Here is an 18622-nt window from a genome sequence, read left to right on the forward strand (position 1 = left end):
TCCCTTCTTCTCGCCCACACTTCACAATGTAAACCTTGGGAGTCGCTTTATAGTTCGTCAGTAGCTACGCCTATGTGGACTTCCACCATAGAACACGGGCATGCCCGTCATACAAAAATAGTGGGGTATAACATTGCTGATGTTATACCCCGTTTATTGCGAATGAATCCTACACTTCCTTATAAATCCACATAAATTATTAAGAATACCGTTTATCGTTAGTTATGTTTTTATTTATTATCATTCATAATCATTTTACTTTATGTCTGCTAAATCTACGGCAGTATCTCCCAGTCCGTAACAGGTTCATTTCTTGAGTAATTATATAATCTCCTATACAATACATTATCAACCACCTTATATTGGTATCTTATATCATCTTTCCGTTCAACAATATCAGATGTATTAGCTTCAGTATAACCACCGTTTACAGGTGTCGAAGCCCATGCTGACATTGCGTTCAACGAAACTAATGCTATTGTACAACAAACTATAAATCTTTTTTTCATTTCAATTCCTCCTTATATACTGGTAAATCTTTAAAATCTTCGTGAATTTTAGAAGTCTTATAGACACATTCGCCACCTATATATAATCTATAAATTGTACCATCCCATATGTAATAAGATAATTCTTCATTCCCTTCAAACACTTCATTCCCCATTTCGTCATATGTTGGTCGAAAAGATGGTTCAAAAACAAATGTGAAAGAGCAAATAAATAAAATAATGCTTACTATAATCCCTTTGAATGTAAGTCCATTTACTTTTGAGCTTATAATACAATTCAGCCTTTGCAATATATTTAATGGATGTTCATCTGACAAAGCATAAATAGGTTTTCTCTTCTTTTTATTTTTACAAATATAATCTGCTGTTTTCGATATAACATTTAAATATACAAGCTTTTCATTTTTAGTCAGCCCTTTACTTGCTTCGTAATCAACATTTAATTCCTGAACATGATTTATGATATCAAATAGATATATACGTATAACAGGATTCCACCAATATGCCGCTATCAGGAAATCTGTGGCCACCTTTATTATAAAATCGCGATGCTTTAAATGTATCAGTTCATGATAAAAAACAAACTTTAATTCCTCTTCTGTAAATAAAATATCCGGCAGTATTATAATGGGATTCGGTGATAAAAAAATCGCCGGGCTACTTAAAATATTTGACTGAACAATTTTTATATCAAATTTCCTGTCCTGAGGAAATATAGTATAAAAAACATCCTCACAAATTTGTAAAGCGCCTGCCTTATTATAGAGTGGCGCTGAATTTATAAATTTGTTAAAGGCAAAGTAACCATATATTTTTTTACATAACATCCAAATCCATCCAATTATAAAAATTATGAGTGTTATCTGCCTGACAGTCATAATTTTTCCGCCTGCATTTATCTTATAATAGAAAATTTCTCTCAGAAAAGGAAGCACCTTATGTGAATAAAAGCTCGTGGTTAAATTTATCTTATAAAAATCAAAAGGAAGATAACCTCGCATTAAAATCAGAATCACCAACACATACAGACCCGTGATTCCGAACTTCAATATAGTATCCGTTTTATGCATGATAAACTTTAGCACAAGCAGTAAAAGCACTAATCCAAGTGAAGCCGCAAAATACGAAGATAAATCGAACTCCATGTATTAATCCTCTTCATTTTCATACGTATCTATAATTTTCTTCATCTCATCAATAAATGCCTCGTCAATACTGTCCGACGAAACTAACGTAGATACAAACGATAACACCCCCTTCTGCACGCTGGTATCCTTTTCTACCAGGGAAAATAAATTTTTCTGATGCTCATATTCTTCTTTCGATACGATCGGCGCATAGGCCCTTCCATACCGCGTAGCTGTCTTTACAAGTGAATCTACTTTTAAATATTTCTTCTTCTCCAGCAAGACCAGAACCTTGGCAAGAGTATTTCTCTTTTGGGATGGATCATGTTTCAATATCTCAGAAATAATGCATGGATGTCCGATGTCCCATATCGCATACATAATCTCTTCTTCTTTCGGGAACAATGGTAACATTTAGTTCCTCCTCTCTCTGTAGATGTATCTCTGATGCATATTATAAGGTATATTACTCCAATTTTCAAGTAAAATTTGAATTTTTAATGAATCTTTAAATAAATCAATAATATGAGTTGACAATATCTGCACGTTTTTGTATTATTATTACATAATATAAACTGGTTTTGTTCTGTTCATTTACAGGAATTATGTTTTTATTCAGAACAGAATGCATACACTCCAAGATCCTTTTTCATCCCGCAAGATATACCCTGATCATATTGCCCGGGCGGACCTTTATGATTGCTCGGTTGTGAAAACAACGCCTTATGCATGAGGCACATTTATCGCCGCCATTGCTGTGATTATCACCCCTGTTTTGTTGTTTAAACAAAACAAGGCCATCCTACAGTTGATCATACTTGACCGCATTTCCCTTCACCTTCTCTACAGGGTACTTTGCCGCGTTTTTAACCATCTTTGCTCGCACAATATCGTCTGCATCCAGTCCCAGCTTATCCAGCATGTCCTGGCAATATATGATTACATCCGCCAGCTCCTCTTTGACATGCTCCGGATCATAATCCGTGTCACTCCACTGAAAACATTCCAGCAGCTCGTTTGCCTCAATGGATATGCTCTTCGCCAGATTGCCCGGTGAATGAAACTTGTCCCAGTCACGATCAGCTATAAACTTTCTGATAATGTCAACGGTTTCCTTGTTCAAAATATTCTCCTTTCAATAAAAATTTTTACAGTTTCCTTTAATTCATCACTGAAGCCCTCGAGATCCGCAAAATGGATAACGCCTTCATCGATAAGGGAAACAAGATTATCAATCAGAACGGATCGTCTCATATCCAATTGAACTCCTGCGCCTTTTTTATCTTTCCTGACACGTTTTTCCAGCTCCCAGAACTTATCCGCTGGGTTCATATCCCGGCTTAACAGCTCTATATATTCCTTATTGAGCTTATCCATATGGGCTTCCTGCCAGTCAACTGCTTTCTTCCTGAAAAGCTTCCAATCCTTCTCTGTAAATCTCTGTCCCTGCATCATCCTTTTCTCATCTTCTCTTTGCCATGATTACGCCGACTCATCCCTGCGGCGCTGCCCCTGATTAGCGCTATCTCTTTTAGTATATCATATGATGGGAAAAATAGCGCGAACAATTTCGCCGAAAATGAATTGACAGTATGAAAATATTACATATAATGAGCTTATAGGTGAGTTCCTGTATGTTTTTCCGAATTCGATTAGCTCAGAGAAAAGCAGGGATTTCATGCCCTTAAGAGTATTGCTCAAAAACCGGGATCTCCTTTAGGAAATTATGAAACAACTGCAAGGGAACCCGGACATAGATTTTTAAAACACATATCCGGTTTCTTTATACTCAAATTTATCGGGAAAGGGGAATATGATCCATGGCATTAACACAGAACCAAATCCATACAGTCAAAGACATCTACGATTTGCCAGAGGGACAGCGGGCGGAACTGATTGACGGGCAGATTTACAGCATGGCTCCGCCAAAAAGGATACATCAGAGATTAATTCATCAGCTTGATAAACGGATTGGAAACTACATCGATACAAGGGGAGGAGACTGCGAAGTTTATCCTGCCCCATTTGCAGTCTTTCTCAGCGCTGATGATAAAAACTATGTTGAACCGGATATTTCTGTAATATGTGACAAAAATAAGCTCGATGAATATGGATGCAATGGCGCGCCGGATTGGATTATTGAAATTGTCTCCCCCAGCACGGAGCGGATGGACTATGGCATAAAACTTTTTAAGTACTGTTCTGCAGGCGTGAGAGAATATTGGATCATTAATCCTGTGAACCGTACCGTCAACATCTATGATTTTCAGAGCAATGAAAAGACCGGCCAATACAGCTTTGATAACGATATCCGTTCTTGTATTTATGATGATTTGAGTATTAAAATAGCGGATTTGCTTTTATAGAATGGGGAAGTCAAAAATCATCTGAGAAAGATATTTATTTGTAACCGTTCAGTGTTATCTGAACGGTTACACTTATTATACGACGTACTGATTAGATCTGTATATCCACACCCTGCCGGTAAACGTCCAAAATGCCGGTATCTTTTCTGATAATCACCCGCATCGCTCAGGCTCATACCGGGTGTGCCATAGGGATTCCCTTGCGTTCTCTGAGAAATCCCTCCAATCCGCTGTTGCTGCTGACTTTGCACTATCTCCGTAATTATCATAGAATAATCTCCTGTTCATCTGACTGTTAATCGAAAATGGTTTCAATTTTCGCCGTAAAACCCATTTTTACTATATTGCGCCCATTTTAAATACATCTCATGATAATTATCTTTTATAAATGCCTCTATTTTTCTTATATCTCTGTCACTCAGAATCCCCTTGTTTTGCAACTCACAGTCACCATTAGCTTTAACAAAAAATTTGGCGGATCCGCCTTCGGTTAATGTCCTGTCACTGGCATGAACATGCATACACTCAACTGTGCAAAATGACGTGAAGTACAAATAATATCCAGCTACTTTAAACTGATAGTATTTCGGCACATCAATCCTCCATATATTTTCTGTTCTTTTCCAAATAATTTCTGGTTATATCAAGTTCAATATCATCCATTGTAGTTTCCAACACTTCACCTGCCTGTGAGAAAACCGCCGCACATTCCGGATGATTCAGATTAAGAACCCGAAATCCTAAATGACATTTTGTAAATGCGTATCCATTCACAATCACGTCTGCCGCATCCGCTACTTCCTGAATATCAATCATACCGAATCCTCACCTCTTTTATTTGGCTTACAAAACTATCTGCATCTATATATAAATCTTCCAAAATCGGAATTAAATCAATATATTCCTCTTCGTCTTCTTTATTATGGCTGTATTTTGCCATGACAACTAAATAACCATTTTCCCACGCTTTTACAGACGAGTAATACTCTAATGAATATGCTGTTTTAAACCTGATAATCCGATTATGGAATCTAAATATTGTATAATCTTTTTCACTGCTTAGTATTGCATACTCCAAATTTACACCTTCTTTTAGCTTTTATCAATCTTAGCAGGCGTTTGCGAAACGCCAGAATCCGCATAAATACGGGATTTCTGCGGATTTGATGTTGTCCCGGACGCTTCTAAATTCACCCGCTTCAAACAGGATTTCTTATTGGACTTACACTCTTAATCTCTGTCCCTGCATCATCCTTCTCTTTGCCGTGCTTACGCCGACTCATCCCTGCGGCGCTGGCCCTGATTAGCGTCATCTCTTTTAGTATATCATATGATGGGAAAAATAGCGCGAACAATTTCGTCGAAAATGAATTGACAGTATGAAAATATTGTAGCAGTTCAGATAGCAATGGCATTTAGTTAAGCGGCACGGTTGCGGGGTTCCGTTGGATACAGGAGCTGGCGACGGCGGCCTCTTCACAATGAACCATAGCTCATATACACCTTAACTAAATGCCATTAGTTCAGTGTTATCTGAACGGTTACATTTATTTATTATTCGACGTACTGATTAGATCTGTATATCCACACCCTGCCGGTAACCGTCCAAAATGCCGGTATCAAAAGGCTCGCCCCAGTTCCAGCCCGGGTCGTGCTGATGGACAAACTCGCCAAGCCTGGCGGCCTCGCTGTGGAACATCTCATTCAGTGTCCAGGACGCGCTGAGCCGCTGTTCCGGCGCCAGAGACATCGTATAGTCCCGGATGACCTTGCTGATGTCCTCGCCATCACTGACCCCATAGCCGTTTTTCATGTGGTCAAACGCGATCTGTCTGACCTGCTGCGCCACATCCTCGTCCACGGGAACCATTTTCTGATAATCACCTGCATCGTTCAGGCTCATACCGGGTGTGCCATAGGGATTGACATGGGGTTTCCCCTGCGTTCTCTGAGAAATCCCTCCAATCCGCTGTTGCTGCTGACTTTGTACGATCTGCGTAATTGTCATAGAATAACCTCCTGTTAATCTGACTGTTAATCGAAATATGATATCTGTCAATCCCTTTTTCAATTTTTATCCTTTTTTATTATGTCGGCATTTCATGATGGAAGTTAAGCGTTTGGGTGAAACGCATATGAGGGGCAATGCGAGTGTGCCACACTGCGCGATTCTGCCCGGCCGGGCCTGCTGGATTTGCTTGTCAGTTTGCCCATTTTGCCATATCCCGCCGTTCGCCAAAACAGATATTCTCACAAAAAGCACAAATATATCTTGCAAAACGCTCCGATATATGGTATTAATATATTATAACAATATATGACGTCTGTATCGAGAGGCGGGCAATTTGCCGTTTTCAGTTCCCGCCGCTTCAAAGCGGACAGGCCGGCCGCCGCGGACATGAAATAACAGGGAAAGGAGAATGTGTATTCGCTATGGAGTATACGGTATGAGGTATGAAGATGGTGCGTTCTGTCGGAAAAGCGATTGGCAAAGTGAATGATGTCCTGGAAGTCTTTACGGGATATGCGATCTTTGTATTTATGCTTCTTTTATTCCTTCAGGTGGTGATGCGCTTCGTATTTAAGCGTCCCATCTACGGAATTGACGAAGCGGTGGTTGCGCTGATGATCTGGTCCATGTGCCTGGGGTGGTGTACGGTATATTGGGACAATGGCCATGCGGTTCTGGAATTTATCATGAACCGTATGCCGGGGGGATTTCGCCGGGTTATCTTTACGCTGACCAACTTCCTGGTGGTTGTGATTAGCTGGGTGTACATCCCGGCATCCTGGCAGCTATTCCAGATGCAGAAGAAAATGCCGCCTGTGGGCGGGCTTCCCTTCAGCAAGGGATACTATTACGCGCTGCCTGTTCTGGTAATGAGTGTGGTAATGTTGATTATGTCAGTATATAAGGCGGCTGCCTATCTGCTGACGGGTGATGAATCCATCTGTGTTCCGGTGGAAAAGGAAGGAGGCGGTCTGCTTGACTAATCTGGATCCGTATCTGGCGGTCTATTTTATCACCTTTGTGGTGTTGATTCTCCTGGAAGTGCCGATTGCCTATGCGATGATGGCCTCTGCCTTTGAGTTTATTATATTTAACAACCAGTCCTTTGTGATGTTTGCCCAGAAGACGGCTAATTCTCTGGCTGATTTTAACATGCTGGCCCTGCCCGCCTTCCTGTTTGTGGGCTGTTTTATGAATCAGGTGGGGCTGACTGACCGGTTGTTCGGCATGTTTGAGAAATGGATCGGCCATCTGCCGGGCGGCCTGGCCCATGCCAATATCCTTTCTTCGATGGTATTTGCCGGCATGTCCGGCTCGGCTCTGGCTGACGCCGGCGGCCTGGGAACGATCGAAGTGTCTGCTATGACCAAGGCAGGCTATGATCCCAGCTTTTCCGTGGCCGTGACAGCGGCTTCCGCCGGAATCGGACCGATCATCCCGCCATCCATCAACTTTGTGGTCTGGGCATTTTTAAGCCAGACCTCCACGCTGGCCATGTTCCAGGCCGGCATGGGGCCTGGTGTGCTGATGGGCCTGGCCATGATGATTTGGGTTCCCATTGCGGTGAAGACACAGCATATTCCTTGTCCCCGCGCCCCCAAAGCAAGCTGGGGAGAGAGGATGAAATCCATGTATACGGCGCTCCCGGCTCTGGGCGGCCCGGCCATCCTGGTTCTGGGAATCATGGCCGGTATTTTCACGCCCACTGAGTGTTCCGTGGTTGCAGCCATGTATTGTGTGATTCTTTCCATCATCCTTAAGAAGTTTAATCTGAAAATGCTGACGATTGCTTTAAAAGAGACGCTGGCCAGCGCCGGTATGTCCATGTGCCTGTGCGCCACGGGCCTGGTATTTAACTGGGTGATCGTGACCAGCGGACTGATTGGCTGGATGACCAGCCTGCTGATGTCACTGGGAAACCGGATCCTGATTCTCCTGGTGCTGAACGCCATGCTCCTGTTTTTGGGCTGCTTCATCGGTTCCATGCAGATCCTGATCATGGTGGCTCCCTTACTGATGAACCTGGCCAATGCCCTGGGCATGAGCTATGTGCAGATGGGCGTTATGGCGGTTCTTAACGTGACGCTGGGCCTCATTACCCCGCCGATGGCGCCTGCCCTGTTTGTGACGGCCAAGGCCACGGGCAACAAGTTTGAGGCGGCGTTAAAGTACACGGTGCAGTTCCTGATTCCCATGTTCATCACCCTGTTACTGACCACCTTCTGGGAGCCGCTGACGATGTGGCTGCCTAAGTTTCTCGGCGCTGTCTGAACAGCGTCTGAAATAACCCCGACGCAGTTATGAGTTACGGCAGGCGCAGTGAGCTGTGACAGGCGCAGTGAGCTGTGACAGGCGCGGTTAAGCTGTATCAAACTCAATATGAGCTGTGACAAATGCAATATAAGCTGTATCAGATGCTCTTTGAGCTGTGACAGGCACAGTTGTAAGTGACAACAAAAAAATGAAAATAAAAGGAGGCTACTGTTATGAAGAAAACGATTGCAATGAGTCTTGCGGCTGTAATGAGCGCCGCCGCTCTCGCAGGCTGCAGCGGCGGCTCTTCTGCCCCGGCCGCAACGGCGGCGGCAGAGACGTCAGCAGAAGCAAACGGGGCGGCGGGAGTAAAAGATACTCCGGGAAATGCCCGGGTTGTAAAGTTCGGCAACTCCGGCGCCATCGGCGAGCCGGCGCCCCAGACCTGCCAGGAGTTCTGCGATATTGTGAATGCGAAGATTGGCGATCGCTATTACTTTGAGTTTTACCCGGCAGAGCAGCTTGGCAATGAGACAACGATGCTGGAGAATATCCAGGTGGGGCTGCAGGAGGGCATGATGTGCGCCCTGGATACGCTGGCCACCTATGAGTCTGACTTAAATATCCTGTCCATGGCCTTTGCGTTCGACAGCTATGACAACATGATCGATTATTTAAAGAGCGATGTGGCCGCTCCCATCTGGGAGACGCTGGACGGTCAGGGTATTCATGTCATCAACTTTGAGTTCCAGAAGAATCCCCGTATCTTCTTTGCCAACAAGGAGTTAAAGAGCCCGGCTGACATGGTTGGCATGAAGTACCGCATACCGAACCTGCCGATTTTCGAGAAGAACGCCAGGGCCATGGGCGCGACTCCGGTTGTCGTGGCCTGGTCTGAGTATCCGTTTGCTCTGATGCAGGGCGTGGTGGACGGGGGCGAATGCTCAAAGGACTCCTATCGTTCCGCGGGCCTTTATGAATCCGCCAAATTTGTGGCTGATGTGGATTATGCGTACCCGGTTGAGCAGATTTGCTTCTCCACCCAGTTCTGGGACAGCTTATCTCCCGAGGATCAGAAGATCATCGAGGACGCGGCGGCTGAGGTTGCCTCCCATCACTCTGAGAGAACCCTGGATCAGTGGAATAAGGACAAGGAGTGGCTGATCAGCGAGGGCGGCGTAACCTTCTGTGACATTGACCGTCAGGCATTCATCAATGCAGCGGCCCCTCTGGGCGCAGAGCTGCAGTCCGAGGGATTCTTTACCACCCCGGATCTGTATGATCAGACCCGTCAGTTCAACCAATAAGGGAATGCGCTGACCGGATAACAGTCCCCGCTGCGGATTTTGGGAGGAATTAGGTATGGTTAAGGTATTAGGACTTGGAGACAATGTCTGCGATGTGTATCTGCACACCGGGCTGATGTACCCCGGCGGGCAGGCCGTCAATTTCGCTGTATTTGCCAGAGAATTGGGCGCAGAGGCCGATTTCATGGGCGTGTTCGGAATGGATGCCGCAGCGGATCACGTGCAGGCATCCCTTCAAAAGCATGGCGTGGGCTGTACTCACTGCCGATGTTATGAAGGGGAGAATGCTTTCGCGCGGGTGGCGCTCGTGGACGGCGATCGGGTGTTTCGCGGAAGCAACCGGGGCGGAGTTTTGCAGCAGCATCCGATTTACCTGGACGAGGCGGATCTTGCCTATGCGGACGCCTTTGATTTGATTCACACCACCAATAATGGCTTTATTGACGGACTGCTTCCGGCCCTTCATGAGCTGCGGCCGCTGATCAGCTATGATTTCTCTTATCGCTGGAACGAGGAAGACAGGGTGGATCAGGTCTGCCCCTACATTGACTTTGGATTTCTCTCGTGCAGTGATTTGGGAGATGAAGAAACCAAAGCCCTGTGCAGGCGGCTTTATGAAAAGGGCTGCGGCGTGGTGACAGCCACCCGGGGAAGCAAAGGGGCTGCGGTTTATGACGGCGCGCAGTTTTACAGCCAGCTTCCAGACTATGTGACGCCAATAGACACCATGGGCGCAGGGGACAGTTTTGCCACGGCGATGCTGGTGGCGATCCTCCAAAATATGGAGAAGCTGGGCCGAACGGATTGGGAGAATGCGATGCTGCGGGCGCATATTCTTCCCGGAGCTTTAAAAACAGCGGCCGCCTTCTCTGCCCGTACCTGCCTGGTAAATGGCGCTTTCGGCGGAGGCGCGGCGGTTCCGGAATCCCTGCGGGCGCGGTTTTACAGGGAAATCTGAACGCTTAAGAGCCGTAATTGATTTGAATGAAACATTTCTGATAATGTATTTCAGTTTATAGGGAGGAAATCGTATGTCTTATATGATTGGAGTAGACGTGGGCGGTACGTTCACCGACTTTTCCGTCTTTAATCAGGAGACGGGCGAACTGTTCAACTATAAGGACAGCTCCACACCGTCTGATCCGTCCAGAGCGATTGTAAAGGGTGTCCGGGATGTGCTTGAGCTGAGAAACGCGTCCCCGGAGGAGGTCATCTACCTGGCTCACGGAACGACGGTGGGAACCAACGCCCTGATAGAGAAAAAGGGCTGCAGGCTGGGACTGATCACCACGAAGGGATTCAAGGATTTAATGGAGATCGGCACGCAGCGCCGCCCGGCTCTCTACAATTTGCAGGCGCAAAAGCCGTATCCGCTGGTTCCGTCGGGGTTTAACTGTACCGTAACGGAGAGAATCCGCTATGACGGCAGCGTCGAGACTCCCCTGGATGAAGAGGATGTCCGGAAGACGGTGCGCTGGCTGAAGGAGCAGGGCGTTGCGGCCATCGCGGTCTGCACTCTCTTTTCCTTTATCAACCCTGTGCATGAAGAGCGGATCGAGGCTATCATCCATGAGGAATTCCCGGAAGCCTACGTGACCATATCCAGTAAACTGGCGCCTGAATTCCGTGAATTCAGCCGTATGAGCACCACGGTGATGAACAGCTACTTAGGGCCGGTGATGGAGAAATATGTCAATAACTTCCGTGATTCGATTGCAAAGATCGGCATCCGTGCAGAACCATATGTGACACAGTCCAATGGATCCATCATTTCGATTAAGGAGACGATCGACTGCCCTATCAAGACCGCCCTGTCCGGCCCGTCTGCCGGCGTTATCGCAGCGGCCTTCATAGGGAAACAGTGCGGCGCGGATAAAATTATTACATTTGATATGGGCGGAACCAGCGCAGATATCTCCCTGATCGAGAATTTCACGCCACAGGTGTCCAATGAGCGGTATGTAGAAGGCTATCCGGCGAGAATCCCGATGATCAACATCATCACCATCGGCGCAGGCGGCGGTTCTATTGCCAGAATCGATGAGGGCGGCGCGCTGAAGGTCGGACCCAGAAGCGCAGGCGCAACGCCCGGCCCGGCCTGTTATATGCGGGGCGGTGAGAATCCCTGTGTCACGGACGCCAATATCGTTCTGGGGAAACTGAACCAGACAAAGATTCTGGGCGGCCGGATGGATGTGGATATTGAACTCGCCAGGAACGCTGTCAGAACCAAAATCTGCGATAAGTCAGAGCTGGATATGAAGCGGGCCGCCAATGGCATCATTACAGTGGTAAACTCCAACATGGTCCGCGCCATCCGCAGCGTGTCTGTGGAGAAAGGCTATGATGTCCGGGAATTCAGCCTTATGGCATTTGGCGGCGCGGGCCCTTTACATGCCTGCGAGGTCGCCCGGGATCTGGGCATGAAGGAAGTGCTGATTCCGCCGAATCCCGGCACACTGTGCAGCCTCGGGCTTTTGCTGGCGGACACCCGGTTCGATCTTTCCCGCACCAAAGTCGTAAGCGGCGCGGCAAAGAACCTGAATACTGTCAACGAACAGTTTGACAACATGGTGGAACAGGGAACCGGCCTTCTGGACAGGGAAGGCGTCCCGGCAGAGCGGCGTTACTTTGAATTTGCTATTGATATGCGCTACCAGCGCCAGAATTTTGAAATCAGTATTCCCGTTCCGGCGGGCCGCATGACAGAAGAGACATTAAAGAAAGCGCTGGCTGATTTCCATGCAGAGCACAGGAGAAGCTACGGATACTGCAAGGAAGAGGCTGTCGTCCAGTTTGTCAGCTACCGCGTATCGGCTGTCGGCGTTATCGATAAACCCCGGTTGGAAGCGGAAGAACTGCGCCCTGAGGCAGCGCTGCCGGCGCCTGTCGAGACCCGTCAGGTGTTGTTTCAGAACAGCGACTACTATGTGGCGACTCCGGTGTACTTAAGAGACGACCTGGTTCCCGGCCAGTCGATTCCCGGCCCGTGCATCTGCGAGCAGATGGATACCACCCTGGTAGTTCCCAAAGGCTGGGTGATCCATGTGGACGGCTACCGCAATTTAAAGATTCACGACGAGGAGGCGAAGTAAAATGGCAAATCATATTGATACAGTAACGGTTGAGGTAGTGCGAAACCTCCTGATGTCCATCGCCGAGGAGACATACGGAATTATCGTCCGCAGCGCCTATTCCACCAATATGAAGGAGCGCCGCGACGTGTGTACCGCCGTCATTGATCCTGATGGAAACAGCGTGGCCCAGGTGGAGAGCCTGGCCGCCCTTCTGGGCTCCATGCTGAATGTAGTGCCCAATATCTATGAGAAGTTTGGCAAGGAAAATATCCGCCCCGGCGATATGTTTATCGCCAATGATCCCTATCACGGCGGGGGAAACCACCTGCCGGATATCGTTATCGCGGCCCCGGCCTTTGCGGGGGACAGGCTGATCGGCTGGATCGCCAATATCGGCCATCACTCTGACATCGGCGGCAAGGTTCCTGGTTCCACCTCCGGCGACGCTGACAGCCTGTTCCAGGAGGGCATCCGCATTCCGGTTCTGCGCATCCATCAGGACGGAAAACTGATTCCCAGCGTCATGGATCTGCTTCTGGACAACACCCGTGTTCCCCAGGAACGCGAGGGTGACTTAACAGCCCAGATGTCCGCCAACTTAATCGGCGTGCAGAGGATTCAGGAAGCCTATGAGCGGTATCAGGATGATCTGCCTGCCTGTATGAGGGAGCTGGTAAACTATTCTGAACGCCGTGTGCGCGCCGTGGTTTCCGGGCTTCCTGACGGCGAATACTGCTATACGGACTATGTGGACGGCTGCGGCGATAAGTACCCGGATCCCCTCCCCATTCAGGTGAAAGTGACGATCCGTGGCGACGAACTGACGATTGATTTCACCGGTACGGCAGAGCAGATCAAAGCTCCTATCAATGTGCCTTACCCCTGTACCAAGGCGGCGGTATTCTTCTCTGTGAAGGCATTGATGGGCGACGATATACCGGCTAATGAAGGAATCAACCGGGCGGTGAAGATCATTGCCCCCAAAGGCTGCATTGTAAACCCCACAGAGCCAAGCCCCATCGGCGCGCAGATCGACTGCCAGCAGCGGATCCCGGATGCCATCTTCGGCGCGCTGGCTCCCATCTTCCCGGACACGGTTGTAACCGCCGGAAATGGCGCCTGCACCACGACGATCCTGGCTGGCGAGGGCGCTATCGGAACAGACAGTGTATTTATCTTTCACGAGGTAATTGCAGGAGGCGGCGGCGCATCCCGGAATCAGGACGGCTTATCCGGCGTGCAGGTGAATATGACAAACACCTCCAACATGCCTATTGAGGCCACGGAGATGGAGTTTACGAAAATACTGGCCCGGAAGTATGAGCTGAAAGCAGATACCGGCGGCGCAGGGCAGTACCGCGGCGGCCTGGGCATTGAGCGCGAGCTGGAGGTGCTGCAGGACGACGTAGCCTACACGGGGCTGGGCGATCGCCACAAATTCCGCCCCTGGGGCCTGGCTGGCGGCAGGGAAGGCGCGGCAGGCGCATTTTACCGGGTGGCGGCAGCCGACAAAACGGTGACCCGCATGGGACACAAGACGACCAGCTTACCGCTTAAAAAGGGGGATATCATCCGCGTCATCACGCCCGGCGCAGGCGGCTACGGCGATCCCTTCCGGCGTAGTCCGGAACTTGTTTTGAAGGACGTGGTTGAGAGCAAGGTGTCGCCCCAGGCGGCAAAAAAGGAGTACGGCGTTGCCATTGTGTTTGACGGCGTTCATTACAGCGTGGATGAGACGGCTACAGCGGCGCTGAGGGCATCGTTTCAGCCAGCTTCAGATATGTAAGAATAGTGTACTCTCAGAGTCTCTCTGCACCAGAGGGATTCCGGGAGCGCATAATTAAAGAAAGAGAGGAAACCTCTATGATTAAGGGAATGCAGGAAGTCATTGACGTAATGGAACGGGTGAAATCGGATCTGGATAAAAACGGCGGCTTGAAGCAGGTAGTGTTTGTGGCCTGCGGCGGTTCTTTTGCCTCCTCCTATCCGGCCCGCTTTTTGCTGAATCAGGAGAGCGCGCTCCGGGTACAGGGCTACAACAGCAGTGAGTTTGTACACGCGACTCCAAAAAACATTGACAGGAATACGCTGGTGATCGGAACGTCCACCAAGGCGACGGCTGAAACGGTGGAGGCGCTGAAGGCCGCTAAGGAGAGAGGCGCGGTCACAGTGGGCCTGTCCGGCTATGCGGATTCACTGACGGCTCAGACGGCGGATTATTATATTACATATTATCATGCGGACGAATGGTATCAGGATCCCACCCTGATCCATTACAACAGCCAGGGAACAGCGCTTAAAATCGCCTTCTGGCTCCTGAAAGAGTATGATAACTACGCGGCCTATGATATGGCCCTGGAGGGCTTTGAGAAGCTGGAGGCTGTCTATGGCAGGGCTTACCAGAGCGTGAAGGCCGACGCGGCCAGGTTCGGTATGACCTACAAGGATGACCAGGTATGGAATGTGATGAGCAGCGGCGCTGCCTGGGAGGTTTCCTACTCGGATGCCTTCTGCTTCTTCCAGGAGATGCAGACCGTACACTGTGTGCCCATCCACTCCGGCGAGTATTTCCACGGTGCTTTTGAGACCTGTGAGAAGGATCTGGCGATCCTGCTGTTTAAGAGTATCGGACGCACCCGCCCGGTGGACGAGAGGGCGGAACGGTTCCTGAATCAGTTCGGCGGCCATCACTGGATTATGGATGCCAGGGACTTTGGTTTGGATGAGCTGGATGAGAGGGTGGCGGAATATTTTAACTCCCTGCTGTTCCATCCGCTGTCCAAGCAGTTTATTACGGCCATGGCCGATGTGAGAATGCATCCGATGGGATACCGGCGGTATATGTGGAAGTTTGATTATTGACTTGATTGTTGAAGCGGGATATATTTCATCGTGGGAAGAGGCGCGTAACAGTTCAGAGGTTGTCTGAACTGTTACAGAGGCGCATGTTTCGATAGGGTTGCATTAAAAAAATGAGTTGTAAGAAATGGTTGTAAATGGTAATATATATTATATATAACATTATATAACTACCTTGCCGCGGGATCTTATTTCTGCAATGCTTTAATACCTGCTGCTTTGTGCGCTTGTAAGGCAGATTTATTTGGATTGGTTACGGGCAAAAGCATTGACAGACAGATGAATATACATACGGATGCGGAAGAAAATCAGGAAAATGGCGGGCAAGGGCGGAGGTAGGCTTGATGGATGCAGCAATGAACCATGACAGTATTATCCCTTTATATGCGCAGGTAGAGGAACAGCTCAAGCGGGATATAGAAAACGGCGTATACAGCAAAAACGGGCGAATTCCCACTGAGGCGGAGCTGGCAAAGCAGTATAATGTAAGCCGGATCACGGTGCGGCGGGCTGTCGAGGATCTGGTCAGCCAGGGCCTGGTGGAGAAGAAGCAGGGCAAGGGAACCTTTGTGACGGCGCAAAAGTTCTCAAGGCGGCTGGACACCGGGCCGATGGGATTTACGGAAATGTGTGAATCCGTTGGACTGACACCCAGCGCGCAGAACTTAAAAGCGGAGATCTGTGTGCCCAAATCCGCGGAGATCCGCAAGTTCCTGCAGCTTCAGGACAGAGAACCGGCTATCCATATCAGCCGGCTGCGCTGCGGCAACAGCAAGCCCATTGCTTTTGAGGAGAGCTATTACCCGATGATATACTCGGATCTGCTGTCGCTGAATCTGGAAAAGGAATCGATCTATGCCTATCTCCGGGAGGTGAAGGGGATTGAGCTTCGCTCCACTACGATCCGTCTGAGCATCATCAAGGCTGATGCCAGGCTGGCCAAACTCCTCTGCGTGCCGCGCAACGCCGCGCAGCTTGAGATCAGGGGATTTGTCATCCAGCCTGACGGTCAGCCGGTGCATACCAGTTATCAGGTGGGGTATGGGGAAAATTTTGAATTTATTGTGAGGTAAGGGAACTGTTAGAGATTTGCTGCCCGCCATATGCAAAGTTATTTTTAACAGTTCCTAATGCGGTTCTTTTCCATACGCCGCGGCCTTGCCTGTTTTTATTGAGCATGATTATGTGAATTACTTAAAGGTTCCGCCAGGCCCTTAACTAATACATTGCTTCCATGATACAGTGTCATTGAAATCTCCCTTCAAATTTCTCAATTATTTCACCAGACGGGATTAAAACAGGCATACGGCCGTTTTCAAATTCTATATTCATATCGGTCTTTACGGCCATAGTTGTATCCTCTGTAAATAAATGCGTAATATAATTTACCATTACCCATTGTATCATAATAACCAGCCCGCAGCAAACAGCAAAAAAGAGAATCCCCTGCACAGCCCCCAATCCCGGCTGTACAGAGTCTTCTCTTCCCCCATCCAAACGATTATCCATCATCACGTCACAGCATCAACCGCGCTCCTCTTCACACCTCTTTTATGAGCACCAGCTTCTCCCCGACTGCCGTCTCATCTCCTGTAAGCCCGTTGATCTCCTTCACGTTATCCACGGTTGTGTGGAATCTGCGGGCAATTTTCCACAATGAATCCCCGGGCTGTACCACATAGCCCACAATGCCCGGCATTTCCTGCAGCTTTTTCATGTCAAGCGGCTCGGCCCGCACCCCGGCCACTACCTGTTCGCGGATCGGCTGCAGCACAAGGAGGTCGGCGGAAATGACAGCTTTTACCTCCACGGAATCGCCCCCGAGCATGACGGCGGTCATCTGATCCACGCCCATATTGAGCTGCCAGACGCTTTCCGGATTGATTCCGTCCGCCTCGGCTACAAAATGGAAGGGGATCACCTCTGTCGAAGCGCCGACCGGCTCTGTGTCGTCGTCGGTCAGGTACAGAAGGCTTACCTCCAGAACGCCCTCGATGTGGAGTCCGTCCTCCCCCGCCTCGGCCTCATCCAGCTTCACCGTGCCGTTGCTGTGGCATATCTGCAGGATGCGCTCCGGCTTTTGCAGCTTAAGCTGCTCGTTTACCTTGCATTTACAGATATTTCTTGTCAGCAGCTTATCAAAACATGCCTCGGTCGTATCCAGCACCAGCTCGCGGTCCGTGGCATAGAGATCGCTTAAGAGCTCGATATTTTCCTCGCGGTACAGCTTGATATCCAGATCCAGGACCGCGTCCAGATCAAACTCCCGCATCTCCCCGTCATAGTCAGGCTTTATCTCGATTCCGCGGTGCAGGATGCGGACCCCCACGGCCGGGATCATATCCTCTGTGGACTCGGAGAGCTCTACCTCGCCGGAAAACGGCACGCTTTCCTCGATCCACTGGACTGGCGTGTGCTCCCCTTCCGCCGCGTAGATCAGAAAGACCATCAGTTCTCCGTCAATGTGTACGGCCCCGTCCATGGGACGGCATGAAACGCCGCGCAGCCTCATATCAGTCCAGAGAATGCTCTCGACATTCGGCTTATTTCCGGATATCTGGATTGTTTCTTTTATGCGGTAGGTGTCCTTGCGCCGCACAGCGATCGCCGCGACGTCGATATTGCGCTTTAAGACCTCTGTCTTGGCCTCGTCTGTCTCGATATCCACGGCCGCCTCCGCGTCGGAAAGGCTCTCTACGCGCACCTCAAGCGTCACAACGGCCTTGATACTGAGCTTACGGGAATTGATCATACTGGCGTTCAGATCCTCCAGCACCCAGAGGCTCTGGATGTAATCCCTCTCTTCCAGATCCGGCACATTGATAACCTCGTCAAAGGGCGCTTCTCCGCCCAAGGCCTGCAGGCCGCCTCCTGCCTTCCGGTATAAAACCCTGAACAGAAGCTTTCCCCTGATTAAAACCTTATCTCCCTGCGCCCGTGTAGATTCAATCTGAATCTCCCCATTGTCCAGAAGCACCTGGGACACGTCTTCCATTGCATCCGGAATGATAAAATCGTCGTCCAGGGTGATCTGCGATACCGCGTTTCCTTTCTGCCGGTTCATATGTATATTTTTCTTTATCAGTTCCATCATAACCGTTTACACCTGCCCT

The 18622-nt window shown here is 48.9% G+C and carries 19 protein-coding genes; 9 read left to right on the plus strand and 10 right to left on the minus strand.

Annotated features, from left to right (window positions below; genetic code table 11):
• Positions 1-275: 275 nt before the first annotated feature.
• From NFS31_RS12270 to NFS31_RS12290, 5 genes are all read right to left on the minus strand, one after another.
• Positions 276-509, minus strand: coding sequence for a hypothetical protein (locus NFS31_RS12270; protein WP_251495429.1), 234 nt, complete (start codon positions 507-509; stop codon positions 276-278).
• Positions 506-1654, minus strand: coding sequence for a M56 family metallopeptidase (locus tag NFS31_RS12275; RefSeq protein ID WP_251495430.1), 1149 nt, complete (start codon positions 1652-1654; stop codon positions 506-508). Before NFS31_RS12275 ends, NFS31_RS12270 begins: the two co-directional genes overlap by 4 nt.
• Before the next feature lie 3 nt (positions 1655-1657).
• Positions 1658-2050, minus strand: a complete 393-nt coding sequence (locus NFS31_RS12280; RefSeq protein WP_251495431.1) for a BlaI/MecI/CopY family transcriptional regulator — start codon at positions 2048-2050, stop codon at positions 1658-1660.
• A 388-nt stretch (positions 2051-2438) separates the two neighbouring features.
• On the minus strand, positions 2439-2759 hold the full coding sequence (locus NFS31_RS12285) for a nucleotide pyrophosphohydrolase (RefSeq protein ID WP_251495432.1): 321 nt from the start codon (positions 2757-2759) through the stop codon (positions 2439-2441).
• Entirely contained in the window at positions 2756-3091 is a 336-nt protein-coding gene (locus NFS31_RS12290; RefSeq protein WP_251495433.1) for a multidrug transporter, read from the minus strand. Before NFS31_RS12290 ends, NFS31_RS12285 begins: the two co-directional genes overlap by 4 nt.
• Positions 3092-3456: 365 nt before the next feature.
• Here NFS31_RS12290 and NFS31_RS12295 point away from each other — a divergent pair, with 365 nt between their 5' ends.
• Positions 3457-4002 (plus strand): Uma2 family endonuclease, encoded by a 546-nt coding sequence (locus tag NFS31_RS12295; protein WP_251495434.1) that lies wholly within the window; start codon positions 3457-3459, stop codon positions 4000-4002.
• A 311-nt stretch (positions 4003-4313) separates the two neighbouring features.
• On the opposite strand, the gene NFS31_RS12300 is transcribed toward NFS31_RS12295, so the two are convergent.
• The 4 genes from NFS31_RS12300 to NFS31_RS12315 form a co-directional block, all read right to left on the minus strand.
• Positions 4314-4595: a DUF4160 domain-containing protein gene (locus NFS31_RS12300; protein ID WP_251495436.1), complete on the minus strand. Its 282-nt coding sequence runs from the start codon at positions 4593-4595 to the stop codon at positions 4314-4316.
• A 1-nt stretch (position 4596) separates the two neighbouring features.
• Positions 4597-4818 carry a DUF7723 family protein gene (locus NFS31_RS12305; RefSeq protein ID WP_251495438.1) on the minus strand — a complete coding sequence of 74 codons (222 nt, stop codon included), beginning with the start codon at positions 4816-4818 and terminating at the stop codon, positions 4597-4599.
• A complete protein-coding gene (locus NFS31_RS12310) occupies positions 4811-5080 on the minus strand; it encodes a DUF7724 family protein (protein WP_251495441.1) in 270 nt (89 codons plus the stop codon). The genes NFS31_RS12305 and NFS31_RS12310 overlap by 8 nt, the downstream gene beginning before the upstream one ends.
• A 492-nt stretch (positions 5081-5572) precedes the next feature.
• Entirely contained in the window at positions 5573-6010 is a 438-nt protein-coding gene (locus NFS31_RS12315) for a DUF3879 family protein (RefSeq protein ID WP_251495444.1), read from the minus strand.
• A 446-nt stretch (positions 6011-6456) separates the two neighbouring features.
• Here NFS31_RS12315 and NFS31_RS12320 point away from each other — a divergent pair, with 446 nt between their 5' ends.
• The 8 genes from NFS31_RS12320 (at position 6457) to NFS31_RS12355 (ending at position 16582) form a co-directional block, all read left to right on the plus strand.
• A complete protein-coding gene (locus tag NFS31_RS12320; protein WP_251495447.1) occupies positions 6457-6996 on the plus strand; it encodes a TRAP transporter small permease in 540 nt (179 codons plus the stop codon).
• Positions 6989-8284, plus strand: coding sequence for a TRAP transporter large permease (locus NFS31_RS12325; protein ID WP_251495450.1), 1296 nt, complete (start codon positions 6989-6991; stop codon positions 8282-8284). Before NFS31_RS12320 ends, NFS31_RS12325 begins: the two co-directional genes overlap by 8 nt.
• A 215-nt stretch (positions 8285-8499) precedes the next feature.
• Complete coding sequence (locus tag NFS31_RS12330; RefSeq protein WP_251495454.1) at positions 8500-9573, plus strand: TRAP transporter substrate-binding protein; 1074 nt, start codon at positions 8500-8502, stop codon at positions 9571-9573.
• Positions 9574-9628: 55 nt separating this feature from the next.
• Positions 9629-10531 carry a PfkB family carbohydrate kinase gene (locus NFS31_RS12335; protein WP_251495457.1) on the plus strand — a complete coding sequence of 301 codons (903 nt, stop codon included), beginning with the start codon at positions 9629-9631 and terminating at the stop codon, positions 10529-10531.
• 73 nt (positions 10532-10604) lie between these two features.
• The gene (locus tag NFS31_RS12340) at positions 10605-12668 is read left to right on the plus strand and encodes a hydantoinase/oxoprolinase family protein (RefSeq protein ID WP_251495459.1); all 2064 of its coding nucleotides are present in this window, start codon (positions 10605-10607) and stop codon (positions 12666-12668) included.
• A gap of 1 nt (position 12669) precedes the next feature.
• On the plus strand, positions 12670-14436 hold the full coding sequence (locus tag NFS31_RS12345) for a hydantoinase B/oxoprolinase family protein (protein ID WP_251495462.1): 1767 nt from the start codon (positions 12670-12672) through the stop codon (positions 14434-14436).
• A 77-nt stretch (positions 14437-14513) separates the two neighbouring features.
• Positions 14514-15512 carry an SIS domain-containing protein gene (locus NFS31_RS12350; protein ID WP_251495465.1) on the plus strand — a complete coding sequence of 333 codons (999 nt, stop codon included), beginning with the start codon at positions 14514-14516 and terminating at the stop codon, positions 15510-15512.
• 341 nt (positions 15513-15853) lie between these two features.
• On the plus strand, positions 15854-16582 hold the full coding sequence (locus NFS31_RS12355; RefSeq protein WP_251495468.1) for a GntR family transcriptional regulator: 729 nt from the start codon (positions 15854-15856) through the stop codon (positions 16580-16582).
• A gap of 467 nt (positions 16583-17049) precedes the next feature.
• Here the strand turns inward: NFS31_RS12355 and NFS31_RS12360 are convergent, their stop codons facing one another.
• Positions 17050-18600 carry a DUF3794 and LysM peptidoglycan-binding domain-containing protein gene (locus NFS31_RS12360; protein WP_334303085.1) on the minus strand — a complete coding sequence of 517 codons (1551 nt, stop codon included), beginning with the start codon at positions 18598-18600 and terminating at the stop codon, positions 17050-17052.
• Positions 18601-18622 lie beyond the last annotated feature (22 nt).

This window comes from Otoolea muris, from assembly GCF_943193115.1.
Classification (GTDB): domain Bacteria; phylum Bacillota; class Clostridia; order Lachnospirales; family Lachnospiraceae; genus Otoolea; species Otoolea muris.